The organism is Rhizobium sp. NFR03 (genome assembly GCF_900111275.1).
In the GTDB taxonomy this organism is placed as follows: Bacteria; Pseudomonadota; Alphaproteobacteria; order Rhizobiales; family Rhizobiaceae; genus Ferranicluibacter.
Genome location: NZ_FOGR01000012.1, coordinates 1 through 15,113, shown reverse-complemented (window position 1 = coordinate 15,113; position 15,113 = coordinate 1). Strand labels below are relative to the sequence as shown.

Genomic DNA, 15,113 nt, shown 5'->3' with positions numbered 1-15,113 from the left:
AGATTTCAATTCAGGCACATCCGGGAGAGTCTGGGCGTCGCAAGTGCAACGCCCAGACTTAAAAAGGAGCAACCGGAATGAAGAAACCGTCGTCGCGGATCAGGGAAGAGATCGCAAGATTGCAGGATCAGCTGAAGCAGGCCGAGACCCGTGAGGCCGAACGCATCGGCCGCATCGCACTGAAGGCCGGTCTCGGAGAAATCGAGATTGACGAGGCAGAGCTTCAGGCTGCCTTCGAGGACGTCGCCAAACGGTTTCGCGGAGGCAAAGGCATTGCGACCGGGAGAAAGAATACCGGCGAGAGCGGAAGCGGCGGTGAGCCGTTCACGGCGCAGTCGCCTGGCGCGGATGCGGGCGGGGCTGGTGAGGTTTGAGCGGATGGCAAAATCAGCGACGGCAGAGGCGCGCAAAAAGGACACGCGCGAAAAAATCGAGCTCGGCGGCCTGATCGTTAAAGCCGGACTGCGCTACGAGAAGCGTGCTCTGTTGCTCGGCCTGCTGATCGACGCCAACAGGCGGATCAAGGGCGACGAGATGGAGAAGGCTCGACTGATGGCAATCGGCGCGGAGGCCTTCAGCGATGACGGCGAATAGGCTGCTTCTGGCAATCCTGCCCGCGGCAATTATGGTCGCAGCCATGATCCTGACGTCAGGCATGGAACATCGGCTGGCGGCACTCGGAACATCAGCGCCGACGAAGCTGACACTGGGCCGCGCGGGGCTCGCCCTGCCCTATGTGGGCGCCGCCGCGATCGGCGTTGTTGCGCTGTTCGCCATCCATGGTTCGGCGAATATCAAGGCCGCCGGTCTAAGCGTGCTGGCTGGAAATGCTGTGGTCATTATCATTGCTATGACACGGGAGGCCGTTAGACTGGCCGCTATTGCCAGCGACGTCCCGGCCGGTCAATCGGTTCTCGCCTACGCCGACCCTGCAACCATGCTCGGCTCGGCCGTCGCCTTCATCGGAAGCGTCTTTGCCTTGCGGGTCGCGATCAAGGGGAATACCGCCTTCGCAATGGCAGCCCCGAAGCGGATCGGCGGCAAACGCGCTGTCCACGGCGAGGCCGACTGGATGAAACAGCCCGAAGCTGCAAAGCTATTTCCCGAAGCCGGCGGTATCGTCATCGGCGAACGTTATCGCGTCGATCGCGACAGTGTTGCCGCGTTGCCGTTTCGCGCTGATGATCAACAAAGCTGGGGAGCGGGAGGCAAGTCACCGCTGCTCTGCTTTGATGGTTCCTTCGGATCATCGCATGGCATCGTCTTTGCCGGATCCGGTGGATTCAAGACGACCTCGGTGACGATCCCAACCGCGCTCAAATGGGGCGGCGGCCTCGTGGTGCTGGATCCGTCGAGCGAGGTCGCGCCGATGGTGATCGAGCACCGGCGTCAGGCCGGCCGCAAGGTGATCGTGCTCGATCCCGCCGCGTCTGGTGTCGGCTTCAATGCGCTCGACTGGATCGGCCGTCACGGCAATACCAAGGAAGAGGACATCGTCGCCGTCGCCACGTGGATCATGACCGACAATGCGCGCACGGCGTCCGCCCGCGAGGACTTCTTCAGGGCCTCGGCCATGCAGCTTCTGACCGCACTGATCGCCGACGTTTGCCTGTCCGGCCACACCGACGAGAAAGATCAGACTTTGCGCCGAGTCCGGGCCAATCTCTCCGAACCAGAGCCGCAGCTTCGGGCACGCCTGACGAAGATCTACGAACAGTCGGGTTCGAATTTTGTGAAGGAGAATGTCGCCGTCTTCGTCAACATGACGCCGGAGACATTTTCCGGTGTCTATGCCAATGCCGTCAAGGAAACACACTGGCTGTCCTACCCGAACTATGCCGGCCTGGTATCCGGCGACAGTTTCTCGACCGACGATCTCGCAAACGGCGAGACGGACATCTTCATCGCGCTCGATCTCAAGGTGCTGGAAGCCCATCCAGGGCTGGCGCGTGTGGTGATCGGTTCGCTGCTCAATGCCATCTATAACCGCAACGGCAACGTGAAGGATCGCACCCTCTTTCTCCTCGACGAGGTGGCACGTCTCGGCTATCTGCGCATTCTCGAAACCGCCCGCGACGCCGGCCGCAAATACGGCATCACGCTGACGATGATCTTTCAGTCGCTCGGCCAGATGCGCGAGGCCTATGGCGGCCGCGATGCGACCAGCAAATGGTTCGAATCCGCATCGTGGATTTCGTTCGCAGCCATCAACGATCCCGATACGGCTGACTACATCTCGAAGCGCTGCGGCGACACCACCGTCGAGGTCGACCAGACAAACAGATCTTCCGGAATGAAAGGGTCGTCACGATCGCGATCGAAGCAGCTCAGCCGCCGGCCGCTGATCCTGCCGCATGAAGTGTTGCGCATGCGCAGTGACGAGCAGATCGTCTTCACGTCGGGAAATGCTCCGCTTCGATGCGGGCGCGCCGTCTGGTTTAGACGGGCGGAGATGAAGGCCTGTGTTGGAGAGAACCGGTTCCACAGTCCGGCCATCAAACAGCCCAAGGCCAGTGACATGGGCGTGATATACATTGAGGAGATTAAGGATTGAGAGCATCGCCGACCGTTGCCAGCTTCGCCATCATGATGTTATGCGGCTTTTCAAACGCGGGGTTAGCGCGGCAACCAAAGACACCGAATGAGCAATTCTCGATTTGTGAAAGCGGGCAGAGGATCACCTGCGTCGTGGATGGTGATACCTTCTGGCTTCGAGGCGTGAAGATCAGAATTGCCGACATCGACACTCCAGAGCTGAGCCCTCCGAGATGCGAACGTGAACGCCGACGCGGCATGGCTGCAAAACAGCGTCTTCTCGACATCCTCAACTCGGGTCCAATCTTCTTGAAGAGCACAGCGAGAGACGAGGATCGCTTTGGCCGGAACTCAGGGTCGTTTTTCGCGGCAATCGATCTGTCGGCGAAATCCTCATTGCCGAAGGCCTGGCGCGGAAGTGGGACGGATCACGTCGGAGTTGGTGTAATTGAAACGGCGCCGACAGATCAACGCCGTGAATCGGTGAGCACGTTGCGATTCAAAACTCTCATTGGACGTCGGATTCCGATCACGGGATCATGTCCCTATGATAGCGCAGCCCTACCACCTCTACGTCGAACGTATCGCACCTGAAAAGAACATGGCGCGCTTCTACGCCCTTGCCGTTCAGCCAACCTTGTTCGGCGAGGTATCGGTTGTACGCGCGTGGGGACGGATCGGAACACGTGGGCAGCAGATGGTTCATCTCTTTGACAACGAAAGCGAGGCTGTCAGCCTGTTCCTCGATGTCCTTCGGGAAAAACGCAGGCGAGGCTACAAGCCGAAACGAGTTGTGGACATCCCCCGGATCTAACCCAAGCCGTGATCGTCGCCGATGACAACGGGACAAGAAGCTGACACGGATTTTGCATTGTTCAAGTTCGAGAAAATTTTCATGACCACTACCAACGAAATCGCTGACAAGATCGCCGCCGATAACAGCCTGACCAAGGCTCAGGGCAAGGCCATCGTCGAAGCCGTTTTCCAGGCGATCACCGATGCAGCAAGCTCCGGCGCGGAAACGTCCATCCCTGGTTTTGGGAAGTTCAAAGTGAAGGCGTCGCCTGAACGCGAGGGCCGCAATCCAGCAACGGGCGAAGCCATGAAGATCGCCGCTTCCAACAAGCTGACCTTCGCGCCGGCCAAGGCGCTCAAGGATGCACTGAACAAGTGATCATTCACAGGAAGAGCCCCGCCCTGTCGGGCGGGGCATCTCCGGATCAGTCCCGGTTTGATCGGGACCAGATGAAGGAGAGGCCTTCCTCGCCTTCGACCTCGATCAGCGTTGCGTAGATCGGAGCGGGGAAGCTCGGGTCGTCGAGCTTGACCGAAAGGTAGTCGCGGCCTTCGTTCGAGGTTTTCTTCCAGGCTGCGCCGAACTCCGTCGCACCTGCCAGGATGCGGTAGTCGGGGCCTTTGTCGGACGTGCGCTCGACGGTGCTGATGGTCGCCTTGACGTTTAGATTGAGGGTCTAGATGGTGCCGGTGAAGCCGTTGCCGGAAGCGGTGAAAGAGCCGATGGTAGCCATTGTCTTATTCCTTTTCGGTTGTTCGGGCCGCGTCCATCGCGGCCTCGATGGCAGTCGATAGGACCGGAGACGATCGGCCCGCATCCAACGGACCGAAACGGAGTGGAGGACGGCCAGGGAGAGGCTTTCTTGGCTATCGCGAGGAATGGGCGCTTGAGCGCACAGGGGAAGAAAACGATCCGGCCGTTGCGGATACCAATCGAGCCGAGCACCGTGAGGCGGTCTTTGGTCAGACATGCCCCAGCGAGACCGCAGTGGACGTGCCAGCTTACCAGATCAAGGGATTCGACTATGGCGTCATCTGCGCGGGCTCAAGGTTAGCCCCGGCTTCGTCAAGACAGACCTGACCGGTTACGGCGCAATGACGCCGGAAGAAGGAGCGAAGCTTCGCGTTCTTACGCGGTGTTAGGAGTGCAGAGTGGCGCCTTCGTTTAGCCCAACGGAACGACACCTTGGTAAACAAACCGAACTTACTCAGTTGATACGGGACTGGGGCCACGTTCAAGATATGTCGACAAGGCGATGTAGCTGCGGGTCCCTTTAAATCCTTCGATAGAGTGGATTCGCTCGAGAAGATCTTCCAGCGCCTGGGTGTCGCGCGTTCTTACCTTAAGGAGCATGGCGCTTTCACCTGTCACGGTATGGATCTCCTCCACTTCCGGCAATTCCTTGAGCGCCAGCAGATGCCGCGTGACTGCCCAACTTGTCGTATCGACATGCACGAAGGTCAGGAGTGGTCGCCCGAGCTTCGATCCGTCGAGGAGAGCGACATTTCCCTTGATGACGCCCTCCTGCCGAAGACGCTTTACCCGTTCATGCACGGCAGGAGGTGAAAGATGCAGCAACTTTCCAAGATCGGCGTAACTGCGTGATGAATCTTCAGCAAGCATACCTAACAGCGTTCGGTCTCTGTCGTCCAAACGGGCTTGGGGTGCCAGACGCGGCCGAACGTGGTTCGTATCTTCACCCATACTGCCGAAACCCTCTTTGCTGAATGAAATTCAGAGTTATGAATATTTTGTCGAATTTCATTAAGCGTACCGCGTATGAAGCAGAGGATAAAGCATGTTTGATACAAAGGTTGCCATTCTCGTGCAGGACGATCTCGCAACCTGGCAGAAGCTGAACGTCACCGCGTTCCTAGCGACCGGCATTTCTTCCGCAGTCCCCGAAGCCATGGGCGAGCCATACGAAGACGCGTCTGGACGACAGTTCGCACGCCTTCTGGAGCAGCCGATGTTGATTTTCGCAGCCGGCGCGAACGAACTCAGGCGCGCCCATCGCATCTCCGGTGAAAACGGATTAATCACGGCTGCTTATGTCCGTGCGATGTTCGGGACGGGACATGATGCGGCCAACCGCGAGGTCTTCAAGGCTGAACCAGTGGATGCCCCCGATCTGGTCGGGATCGCGATCTGCGGCCCGAAAAAGATCGTTGACAAGGCGACCAAGGGAGCAAAGCTGCACCCATGATTGCGCACACCACCATCAACCAACTCATGCCCTTCGTGACCTTCGCCTTCGTCGCATCGATTACACCCGGTCCCTCCAATCTTCTGGTTCTAGGCAACAGTGCCCGCTACGGCTTTGTAGCGACGCTTCCCATCGTTCTTGGCTCATGTGTGGGATCGGCAACTTTGGTCATGTTTGTTGGTTTCGGCATCGGCGGATGGCTGTCCGAACATCCCAACATTCAGACGGCTATGAGCTGGGCTGGAGCCCTGTGGATGAGCTATCTGGCCTGGCAGATCGCCAGACAGGAGAACGGACCCCTGCGCTCCGAACCGCACAGGCCGACGAGCGGACTGACTGCTGCGGCCCTGCAAGCGGTGAACCCGAAGACATGGGGGATGGCGGTCGCCGTTGTCAGCGTCTTTGCCGGTGTGAATGCCGACCTTCAGCGGTATGCGCTTCTGTCCTGCATCTTCCTGATGATTTCGATCCCGTGCCTTGGCATTTGGGCAACCCTCGGATCGAGGGTCGGGCCAGCCGTGCAGTCCGGCACGGTTGCAAGAGCATTCAATCTTCTGCTGGGCGCGGCTCTGCTTGCTTCTGCCTGGGTTGGGATCTTGGGCCACGCGTAGGCTCTTCTCCGACATCCGGAGCGAATGCCTCCGGCCGCTCAAATGACAAAACCTGCAGGTTTATCGTCTCATCTGCGAGACGAAGTGTCCTTTGACTATCGGGTCATGGCGCTTGTTTAGCAGCCCTCGATGCCAACAGACATCCTTAAGGAAGGCATCGACGCCGCCGAAGCAGAAGATCGCTTCGATAGCACGCTGCGGGCCATCAACATAATTTTCAACTGAAGCGTCATGGCCGGATCGTTAAACGCGGTCCGGCCACAAACCGTCATGTCCATTTTGCCTTGATACCTCGGTCACGAGAGATACCCAAACGACGACTTTCGTATGGATCGCCGAAACCATCATCAACGGGGTGGATAATCACGCATACCGTAAGTCGATTTCCATCTCAGGCCGACAGCTCCGTAAAATGGCTGATCGAAAGCCTAAAGGAGGCATGTCATATGCAGAAAACAGTTATCGTCACGGGCGGATCGCGCGGTATTGGTCGCGCCACCGCACTGCTCCTTGCAGCGCACGGTTGGAACGTTGTCGTCAATTACGCCAACAATCATGACGAAGCAGCATCAGTTGTCGCAGAGATTGTCGGGCGCGGCGGGCGTGCCAACGCGGTTCGCGCCAATGTTTCATCGGCTTCCGACATCAAAGAACTCTTCGATCAAGCGGAAGGCGCTTATGGCAACGTGAACGCGCTCGTCAACAGTGCGGGGATCATCAGGCCGTCATTGCTCAAGGATTTGGACGACGCGGCGCTTACCGAACAACTTGATACCAATCTCCGCGGCACAATCAACGCTATCCGCGAAGCTTCGCGACGCCTCGTCGATGGCGGACGGATCGTCAGCATGTCCAGCACAACGCTCGCGCTCAATCCCCCAACCTACGGCATTTACAACGCGACGAAAGCCGCCATCGAGGCGCTCACACGTGTCGTTGCCAAGGAGCTTGGAGTGCGACGGATTACCGTCAATGCCGTTGCTCCGGGCCCGGTCGAAACCGAGTTGTTCGTTACAGGCAAAAGCCAGGCTGAGATCGACCGCATGGCTCAAGCGGCACCATTCAAACGTCTCGGTCAGCCACGGGACATAGCCGAAGTCGTCGCTTTTCTTCTGTCCGACGCCGCAGGATGGATCAACGGCCAGGTCGTGCGCGCCAACGGCGGCCTGGCTTGAGGAGGGATACGATGGGTCAGAAAGTCATCGTCGTCACAGGCGCCGGATCCGGTATCGGTCGCGCCGTCGCCGAGGCGCTCGCCATCGCGGGCCACACTGTCTACGCCTCGATGCGATCTCTTGAGGAGCGAAACAAGGACCGGTTCGAGGACCTGTCGCGGTTTGCGGCAGAGAAGCAGGTTGATCTGCGCGCGCTTGAACTCGATGTCCTGTCGGAGGGCAGCATAAGAGCAGCGTTCGATCAGGTGCTTTTGGAGAACGGCCGTCTTGACGTGGTCGTCAACAACGCAGGGATGCTGATGGTCGGCATTGCCGAAGCCTTCACGCCTGCGCAGATGGCGAGGATTTTAGACACCAACGCAATCTCCTGGCTTCGGGTGAACCGGGCAGCGCTACCGATCATGCGCCGGCAGAAAGAAGGTGTTCTGGTCTACATTGGGAGCACGACCTCGCGCATCCATGAGCCTTTCATCGGACCCTACATCGCCAGCAAGGCAGCGGGCGAGGCTCTGGCTGAAGCAATGAGCTTCGAAGCTGCACCCTTTGGCATTGAGAGTGTCATTGTTGTGCCCGGCGCATTCACGACTGGGACGGAACATTTCGCGGACGCGCACAGACCGGAAAACCTTGCCGTCGTCAGCCAATACGGTGTTCTTCCCGATCGACTTCGCGGCCTCGGGACGGCGCTTGAGGCACTGGATGCCGACAAAGGCCTCGGTTTGACCGTCGAATCCATCGGCACGGCGGTGAAGGATGTCCTCGACCTCCCGTTCGGAGCGAAACCGTTCAGGGTTTCGATCGATCCACAGGCCAAAGGAACAGACGAGATCGAAGCCTTGATCGGCGCCAGGCAGCTCTCGTTTTTCGAAGGACTTGGGATAGCAGACCTCCTGAAGCCGAAGCGTCCATAGCTTGAACATGCAACCGAAAGAAGGTCCAACTTTTGCCAAAGGCATGCATCGATGAGCGACATCCTACAAACCGCCGGCCTAGCTATTGCGTTGGCCGCGCCTTCGCCTGCTACACAACAAAGCTTATCCGTCGACCGGGCAATCGAGATCGTGCGACCCATCTACAATGCACTCACCGCAGCGTCCCCCGCAGACGTGCGCGTTCATGTCGAAGCTGGCACGACCAAGGACTGGCAGAATTGCGGTTCTACCGATGCCTGCGATGACCGCGAGGCGACGATCGCAAGATGGAGTGCCCGGATCGCCAAGGTACCAGACTTCAGGTTCGAGATCCGCGATGTTCTCACGATGGGAAACAGGATCGTTGTGCGCAGCGAAGCTCAGGGTACGCCTGTCGGCGAGTTTCTCGGCGTCACCCAGTCGGGTCGCGCCTTCCGGATCATGACGATCGATGTCCACGAAGTTCAAGACGGCAGAGTATATCGGACATATCACGTCGAAGACTGGGCGCGCGCGGCACGGCAACTCCTCAGCCAGGAATAAGACAAGCTACATTCGCGAAAGCCGTCTAACCGTTCCGGTAGTCAAAAGCTTATGACGCGGCCTTTTCAAAGAGCGACGCGATCACCTTACGCAGCCAGCGCTGCGCGGGGTGAACGTCGTTGCGCCTATGCCATGCCATATCGAACTTGGCAGTGCCAAGTTCCAATGGCGGCTTCAGCACGTGAAGCTGTTCGCGATACCCGGAAGCGTCAACGACGCCCTTCATCAGCGTCGCGATCAAGTCTGAGGACGCAACGAGCGGAGGAGCTGCGTACATCTGCGGCAGGGTCAGCGCAAGGCGCCGTCGTAGCCCCATCTTCCCAAGCGCGGCATCGACCATCCCGAACCGTTCGTTTTCCGGAGAAACCAGAAGATGCGACATCTGGAGAAAAGCGTCGAGCGTTAGGTCTGCGTCGGCTTGCGGATGATCTTTGCGAATGACGCAAATGAAACTCTCCTCGAATAGACGTTCGCTCATGATACGACCGGCCGGGGTGTGCGGAACACCGACAGTTAAATCTGCCTCCCCAGAATCCAGAAGCGAGAGGACCGCGTCGCGGTGATCGAAGTTGCGGATCCGCAAAACGATACTCGATGCTTGGGCGCGCAAGACGGCAAGCAGTTTTGGCAGGACAACGAACGCTGCGTGTTCTGACAAACCGATCGAGAATGTGACCGTCGACTTCGAGGGGTCGAACACCTGCGTGAACTCCAGGGTTCTTTGGATCTCCGCAAGCGCGTGACCAAGAGGTTCGGCAAGATCGAGCGCGCGCGGCGTCGGCTGCAGCCCGTCCGGGCCACGGATAAACAACTCGTCCTGCAAGAGTGCACGAAGACGAGAGAGCGCAGCACTCATGGCCGGCTGTGTACGCCCGATCCGCACCCCTGCACGCGTCACGCTCCGCTCGGTCATGAGAGCGTCGAACGCGACAAGCAAGTTCAGATCGATGCCATGTAAATCCATGTGGTGGATATTACCGCATATCTGATATCGATTTCAACGATGAAATGGCCGAGCGTACTGTTGCTTATCGCCAACCAACGGAGTTCGCCATGAGAAACGAACAGCCATCCTACAGCGGAATAAGCGCCACCGACCTCCAGACGCTTCGTACGTTCTACAAGTCGTTCGAAGGAAACCCCGATCTTCTGGACGAAAGCGTCGTTCCGGAATGGCAAGACATTCCACTCGCACCGGGGCAAGCGGCGGGGCGTGATGGGTTCAAGCCGATGATCGCCGCATTCTCCGCAGCGTTCGCTGACATCAAGATCGAGATCGTCGATGTGATTGGCGGACCGGACAAGGCCGCCGTCCGCGCCGTCATCACCGGACGACATGTCGCAGATTGGTTCGGGGTCGCCCCGACTGGGCGCCAATTCTCGCTTCCAATCCATGAGTTCCATGCCTTCGACAACGGCCGGATCACCCACACCTGGCACATGGAGGACTGGATGGGTTGGTTTGCCCAGATGGGTGTCTGGCCGGTCAAGAACTAGGAGTTGAAAATGCGACAGATCATTCTCTCAGACTACGGCCAAAACCCTGTTCTTACAGACGTAGCCATGCCGGAACCGAAAGATGGTGAGGTGCTCGTGCTCATTGCAGCAGCAGCCCTCAACCCGCTCGACGTCAAGCTGCAGCGCGGTGAAGTCCATGCTTATTTCCCTCTCACCTTTCCGTCGATGATGGGCACGGACTTAGCCGGCACAGTCGAGAAAGTCGGCTCACTGACTTCGCGCTGGCGCATCGGCGATCGGGTCATGGCACGACTTGATCCCACCAAGGGGGGCGCTTTTGCGGAATACGCCATTGTGCCGGAGGATCAGCTGGTGATTGTTCCGCAAGATATGAACTTCAACAGCGCATCCGGATTGCCAACCGCTGCAGGGACAGCCTGGCAGGCGCTCGTAGAGATGGCGGATGTAAAGGCCGGCCAGACCGTACTTGTGCATGCAGGTTCCGGGGGGGTGGGTAGCTTTGCCATCCAGTTCGCCAGAAGTTTTGGCGCGCGCGTTATCGCGACCGCGTCAGGAAATGGTGTGGAGATCGCGCGTGAACTGGGTGCTGATCAAGTCATCGATTATCGATCCGAGGATTTCACCGAAAACATCTCGGACGTTGATGTTGTTCTGGATACGGTCGGGGGTGACACACAGCAGCGCTCCTTCAATGTCTTACGCAGTGCCGGCAAGCTCGTGTCGACGGTGTCTCCGCCCGATCAGGCTTTCGCAACAGCCCACAAGGTTGAAGGCGGCTTCGTGTTCCACACGTCGAACGCCGGCCGGCTTTCAAATCTGGCTAAGGCGATGCGCGAAAAGGGTCACTCGGTCCTGATAGATAGTGTCTTCCCAATCGCCTCGTTCGCAGAAGCCTTCGAGCGCCAGGCCTCTGGCAGGGCGCGTGGCAAGATCATCGTGACTTTCTGATCCTTCTTTCGGTGACAACGAGCCGGGCGATACCTCTTCCGGCTTGTTGATCCAACATAAGCTTCCTCGATCAGTGAACCACGTTCGATCGTAGTCGATGGTTTGGAATCGAAACCAGCGATCCCCAGCATCAGCCACAGTTGAAGTCTGGCTGATCCATACGGCTACATGCTGAAAATCGATAGAATCGTCTTTGCTTCAATCAGCGCTTTCGGGATGGGAAGGATGAGCGCCACGCTCATAGTTGACAGCACGACCATCAATTCGAAGGATGAATTCATGACTTACAGGGCAATGTCTTCGAACACTCATTTTCAGCGCCGCCAGATGCTGCAACTTACTGCGTTGGGTGCGATTGCTTTCGGAGCCTCAAGCGAGGTTGCGACAGGCCAGGAATCCGCAGCAGCGTTGCCGCTTCCGAAACGCCCTCTGCCGGTGGTCGACGCACGCTTCCCCGTGGAAGTGGCATCGGGCGTTTTTATCCTTTTGGACAAACGGGTTCCGTTGGTACCCAATATAGGTATCATAGTTGGCCGAGATACCGTTCTCATCGTCGATTGCGGTCTCGGGATAGATAGCGCTGAAAGCGTCCTGGCACTCGCCAGACGACTTGCGCCCGGGCGGCAAGTCGTGCTCACCGTCACACATGCCCATCCTGAGCATGGTTTCGGAGCGCAGGTCTTCAAGAACAACGGCCGCATCTACTATAACGCCTTGCAAAAGGAATATCTTGGCCGAGCGGGCCAGAAGCTTCTTGACGGCTTCAGAACCAACATCCTGCCCCCCAACCACAGGTACCTGCTCGACAACATTGTGCTCACACCGCCTGACCAGACATACGATCAGGACCATACCACACTGGATCTCGGGGGCCGGACGGTAGAATTTCGGACATGGGGAAAAGCTCATACACCGGGCGACCAGATTGTCTTCCTTCCTGATGAGCGCATAGTCTTCACAGGAGACCTGGCTGAGGAGCGCATGTTCCCGATCGTGCCACTCTTTCCGCCCATGATTACCGCGCAAGACATGAACATCTCCCAATGGGAGATAGCACTTGGAGACATGTTGAAGTTGCAACCAAATCTGGTCGTGCCGGGACATGGCAGCATAGGTGGGCCCGAGATCTTGGCGGAAGTGTTGGCATATTTTGGAAACGTTCGCCAATCGATCGGGTTGGCAACTAACGTCGATCGGCATTTGATAGAACACATCCGAGCCGAATATCCCACGTGGGAAAATAGTGAGTTTATCGAACCCGCAGTCCGCTATTTTCTGCAAGAGACCTAGAGCATTCCTGTTCCGCAATTCGTCACGATACCGGCATCGTTCCATGCACTTTCAGTATTCCAGCATACAGTACCTGCAAGAGCCGGGTTAGTTGATACACCGGCCGTAATGCCCCGACACGCCGTGTCGTCGGGGCCGCGGGCAAGCTAGTTTCTCAGCACAATCACCGGCCAGTCTCAAGGGAGGCCAAGTGGCCATCCAATTGACCAAAAGCTAGAGCTTGCTACGCGTGACCGTAGCAAGCGGGGCCGCTCCGTCCTCAAGGGCATGACTTGCATTAGACCATGCCGCATCATCCACTCCCAGGTTTGTGCGAAGCCAAGCCAGAGTCATGCGTTTTGTCACCTCGAGAATATCAGGTGCCTCGGTCTCGGTTTCCTTCGCGTCAAGCGCCGCGATACCGCCAAGGCCGTGTCCTACCCCATGCAGCGTCAAAAGCGCGTCCGCGCCCGGCGCATCGTGGAACGCGTCCGCATGCCAATCCGGCCCGCGAGTTGTAAAATGCGGATTGTCCATGTCGCCGCAAACGACCAGGCAGCGTGTCGTCAGCTTCGAGAAGTCGACATTGAAGAACGGAAAGCGGGCAGCACTTTCAGGCGTCATGTCCTTGCCGCCGCGTCCCGGCGTTGTCAAAAGTACGCCCGCCGAGATGCGAGGATCAGAGAAATCTTCGCCATCCAGCTGCGCGCCGAGCAGTAGCCCGACGGTGTGGCCGCCGAAGGAATGGCCCACTGCGCCGATGCGTGAATGATTCATCCGCCCAGCAACGGCCGGCGCCTGCCGTTCAATTTCAGCCAACTGGTCAAGGATCGCCTTCATCTCCTCGACACGTTCGCGCCAGAAAAAGGGCGCGCCGGGTGCATCCGACGGGAGGCCGCCAACCCGCGAACTCGCATGCGTCGGCTGGATGACGACGAACCCTCTCTCCGCCCAGAACTGGACAAGGGGAGCGTAGCCGTCTTTAGACGGTATATAGTTGGATGGACCGTAGCCATGCGACAGCAGCACGACCGGCAGCTTTTCGCCGGTTGCGGGCGCAGTCACACGCAGCTCCAGCGGCTGGCGGCCCCGCATCGAAAGACGGATCGGCGTGTAGGCCACGGTGAGAGTGGCTTCAGGCGTCGGAATATGCTTGGCGAGATTGATCAAATTGTTCATGAGTCTGGACCTTCGAAGGTGGATTTCGGATGGTGAGGTTCAGGCGAGCAGATGCCCCGCTTCGTGGAACGAGGTTTCCGCGTCGGCGCCGGCGGGGATCTTCATCGGTGCATCGATCTCTGTCACAGACCGCCAGACGGCTTCTGCGACCGCATCCGCAGTCGTGACCTCGGTGCCCGAACGCAGCTTCGTCATGTAGTCGTCGACGAAGGCGGTGTACGGCTCGGGAATTTCCATGCCCATGCGCGAGACGGCATTCTTGCCGAAGCCAGTCGTCGGCGCGGAGCCAGGCAAAACAAGTTTGGCGCGGATGCCAAACAGCGCCGCTTCGAGCGCGAGGCTTTCCGTGAATGCGTTAAGGGCCGCCTTGCTGGCGCTGTAGACCGAAAGTGCTGGCAGCGGCCTCAGCGTCACAGTAGAGCTGACGTTAACGATGACGCCTGAGCGACGGTCACGCATCTGCGGAAGCACGGCCTTGGTCATCGCCATCGCGCCGAAGACGTTCGTCTCGAACAGTTCGCGGATCTTCGTCATCTCCGAGCCTTCGAGTACATTGAGCATGCCGACGCCGGCATTGTTGACCAGTGCATCGATGGTGCCGGCGGCCTCGACCGCCTTCGCGATGCTGTCGGCGCTCGTGATATCAAGCGCCAGGATTTCAAGCCGGTTGTTCGAGGGAAGAAGGTCGTAGCGCGGCGTGCGCATGGTCGCGACCACGTCCCACTCCGCGTCGACGAATTTCTGAGCGATGGCGAGGCCGAAACCGGACGAGCAACCGGTGATGAGGATCTTTGGCATCTTCCGTCTCCTGACATTTAACTAGGCTGAAGATGGACCTGGTCACCCGGACTTGCTATATGCGTAGGTCCGGTACTGTTTAGCAGGAGTCCGAAAAACATGACCGATCCGGTTGCCGAAGTCGTATCATTGCTGAAACCAAGCCCGTCGATCTCAAAGCTGGTCACGGGCGGCGGTCGGTGGCTGGTTGAGCGCACGGAGCTCGGGAGTCCCTTCTACTGCGCTGTCGTCGAAGGCCACTGCCTGATGACGATTGCCGGTCGTGACCCAATGGTGCTCGGTGAGGGTGACTTCGTCCTGGTCCCGAAGATCTTCTCCTTCACGATGAGCAGCATGGAGCCGCCGCCACGCGGCGCACTTGCCCAACGTCTGGAGACCAGCCCCGGTGTCTTTCGCTTGGGCGACCCCGAAGCACCGGCAGAGATCAAGGCCCTGGTCGGGCATTGTGCTTTCGGCTCGGATGACAGGGCTCTTCTCGTGTCGCTGCTGCCAGAAGTCATCCATGTTCACGGTGAAGATCGACTGATGGCTCTGGTCCGCATGATCAACGAGGAGACGCGGGCTGACCGGGTCGCGCGCGAGATGGTGCTTCACCGGCTGCTGGAGGTTCTGTTTATCGATGCCCTACGATCGGCCGCAAGTGCCAAGGCGCCGCCGGGCCTG

At 58.5% G+C, this 15,113-nt stretch carries 19 protein-coding genes and 2 pseudogenes; 15 read left to right on the top strand and 6 right to left on the bottom strand.

Features of this window, described 5'->3' with window-relative positions; translation table 11 throughout:
• Positions 1–77 precede the first annotated feature (77 nt).
• From traC to traG, 3 genes are read left to right on the top strand one after another with little or no spacing between them, the layout of a single operon-like run.
• Complete coding sequence (traC, locus tag BSG19_RS23350; RefSeq protein ID WP_092990417.1) at positions 78–374, top strand: conjugal transfer protein TraC; 297 nt, start codon at positions 78–80, stop codon at positions 372–374.
• Between the two features lie 4 nt (positions 375–378).
• Positions 379–594 carry a type IV conjugative transfer system coupling protein TraD gene (locus BSG19_RS23345; protein ID WP_170866087.1) on the top strand — a complete coding sequence of 72 codons (216 nt, stop codon included), beginning with the start codon at positions 379–381 and terminating at the stop codon, positions 592–594.
• Positions 581–2,554, top strand: coding sequence for a Ti-type conjugative transfer system protein TraG (gene traG / locus BSG19_RS23340; RefSeq protein WP_244529401.1), 1,974 nt, complete (start codon positions 581–583; stop codon positions 2,552–2,554). The genes BSG19_RS23345 and traG overlap by 14 nt, the downstream gene beginning before the upstream one ends.
• Here the strand turns inward: traG and BSG19_RS26210 are convergent.
• Positions 2,544–2,741 carry a hypothetical protein gene (locus tag BSG19_RS26210; protein ID WP_170866086.1) on the bottom strand — a complete coding sequence of 66 codons (198 nt, stop codon included), beginning with the start codon at positions 2,739–2,741 and terminating at the stop codon, positions 2,544–2,546. The two genes, traG and BSG19_RS26210, sit on opposite strands and share 11 nt — an antisense overlap.
• Between BSG19_RS26210 and BSG19_RS26480 the strand changes: the two are divergent.
• The 3 genes and pseudogenes from BSG19_RS26480 to BSG19_RS23325 all read left to right on the top strand — a co-directional run.
• Positions 2,650–2,987: pseudogene (locus tag BSG19_RS26480) on the top strand (thermonuclease family protein); the annotation flags it as partial. The gene BSG19_RS26210 and the pseudogene BSG19_RS26480 overlap by 92 nt on opposite strands.
• Before the next feature lie 95 nt (positions 2,988–3,082).
• Positions 3,083–3,349 carry a WGR domain-containing protein gene (locus BSG19_RS23330; protein ID WP_092990415.1) on the top strand — a complete coding sequence of 89 codons (267 nt, stop codon included), beginning with the start codon at positions 3,083–3,085 and terminating at the stop codon, positions 3,347–3,349.
• An 81-nt stretch (positions 3,350–3,430) separates the two neighbouring features.
• On the top strand, positions 3,431–3,709 hold the full coding sequence (locus BSG19_RS23325) for an HU family DNA-binding protein (RefSeq protein WP_092990461.1): 279 nt from the start codon (positions 3,431–3,433) through the stop codon (positions 3,707–3,709).
• 46 nt (positions 3,710–3,755) lie between these two features.
• Here BSG19_RS23325 and BSG19_RS23320 read toward each other — a convergent pair.
• Positions 3,756–4,064 (bottom strand): annotated as a pseudogene (locus BSG19_RS23320) (DUF736 domain-containing protein).
• 470 nt (positions 4,065–4,534) lie between these two features.
• Positions 4,535–5,035: an Lrp/AsnC family transcriptional regulator gene (locus tag BSG19_RS23315; RefSeq protein WP_092990414.1), complete on the bottom strand. Its 501-nt coding sequence runs from the start codon at positions 5,033–5,035 to the stop codon at positions 4,535–4,537.
• 94 nt (positions 5,036–5,129) lie between these two features.
• Between BSG19_RS23315 and BSG19_RS23310 the strand changes: the two genes are divergently transcribed.
• The 5 genes from BSG19_RS23310 (at position 5,130) to BSG19_RS23290 (ending at position 8,777) form a co-directional block, all read left to right on the top strand.
• A complete protein-coding gene (locus BSG19_RS23310) occupies positions 5,130–5,537 on the top strand; it encodes a DUF2000 family protein (protein ID WP_092990413.1) in 408 nt (135 codons plus the stop codon).
• Positions 5,534–6,148 (top strand): LysE family translocator, encoded by a 615-nt coding sequence (locus BSG19_RS23305; protein ID WP_092990412.1) that lies wholly within the window; start codon positions 5,534–5,536, stop codon positions 6,146–6,148. The genes BSG19_RS23310 and BSG19_RS23305 overlap by 4 nt, the downstream gene beginning before the upstream one ends.
• 446 nt (positions 6,149–6,594) lie before the next feature.
• Entirely contained in the window at positions 6,595–7,323 is a 729-nt protein-coding gene (locus BSG19_RS23300; protein ID WP_092990411.1) for an SDR family oxidoreductase, read from the top strand.
• A gap of 11 nt (positions 7,324–7,334) precedes the next feature.
• Positions 7,335–8,234 carry an SDR family oxidoreductase gene (locus BSG19_RS23295; RefSeq protein ID WP_092990410.1) on the top strand — a complete coding sequence of 300 codons (900 nt, stop codon included), beginning with the start codon at positions 7,335–7,337 and terminating at the stop codon, positions 8,232–8,234.
• Positions 8,235–8,384: 150 nt separating this feature from the next.
• A complete protein-coding gene (locus BSG19_RS23290; RefSeq protein WP_244529400.1) occupies positions 8,385–8,777 on the top strand; it encodes an ester cyclase in 393 nt (130 codons plus the stop codon).
• Between the two features lie 49 nt (positions 8,778–8,826).
• Here BSG19_RS23290 and BSG19_RS23285 read toward each other — a convergent pair whose 3' ends face one another.
• Complete coding sequence (locus tag BSG19_RS23285; protein WP_092990408.1) at positions 8,827–9,741, bottom strand: LysR family transcriptional regulator; 915 nt, start codon at positions 9,739–9,741, stop codon at positions 8,827–8,829.
• An 89-nt stretch (positions 9,742–9,830) separates the two neighbouring features.
• Here BSG19_RS23285 and BSG19_RS23280 point away from each other — a divergent pair, with 89 nt between their 5' ends.
• From BSG19_RS23280 to BSG19_RS23270, 3 genes are all read left to right on the top strand, one after another.
• On the top strand, positions 9,831–10,274 hold the full coding sequence (locus BSG19_RS23280) for an ester cyclase (RefSeq protein ID WP_092990407.1): 444 nt from the start codon (positions 9,831–9,833) through the stop codon (positions 10,272–10,274).
• 9 nt (positions 10,275–10,283) lie between these two features.
• The gene (locus BSG19_RS23275; RefSeq protein ID WP_092990406.1) at positions 10,284–11,204 is read left to right on the top strand and encodes an NADP-dependent oxidoreductase; all 921 of its coding nucleotides are present in this window, start codon (positions 10,284–10,286) and stop codon (positions 11,202–11,204) included.
• 225 nt (positions 11,205–11,429) lie between these two features.
• Complete coding sequence (locus BSG19_RS23270) at positions 11,430–12,494, top strand: MBL fold metallo-hydrolase (RefSeq protein ID WP_244529399.1); 1,065 nt, start codon at positions 11,430–11,432, stop codon at positions 12,492–12,494.
• Between the two features lie 213 nt (positions 12,495–12,707).
• Here the strand turns inward: BSG19_RS23270 and BSG19_RS23265 are convergent, their stop codons facing one another.
• Both BSG19_RS23265 and BSG19_RS23260 read right to left on the bottom strand, forming a co-directional pair.
• Complete coding sequence (locus tag BSG19_RS23265; RefSeq protein ID WP_092990405.1) at positions 12,708–13,652, bottom strand: alpha/beta hydrolase family protein; 945 nt, start codon at positions 13,650–13,652, stop codon at positions 12,708–12,710.
• Positions 13,653–13,691: 39 nt separating this feature from the next.
• On the bottom strand, positions 13,692–14,450 hold the full coding sequence (locus tag BSG19_RS23260; RefSeq protein ID WP_092990404.1) for an SDR family oxidoreductase: 759 nt from the start codon (positions 14,448–14,450) through the stop codon (positions 13,692–13,694).
• Positions 14,451–14,549: 99 nt separating this feature from the next.
• On the opposite strand from BSG19_RS23260, the gene BSG19_RS23255 reads away from it, so the two are divergent.
• Positions 14,550–15,113: cupin domain-containing protein (locus BSG19_RS23255; RefSeq protein WP_139274813.1), on the top strand; the 564-nt coding region annotated here is incomplete at its 3' end.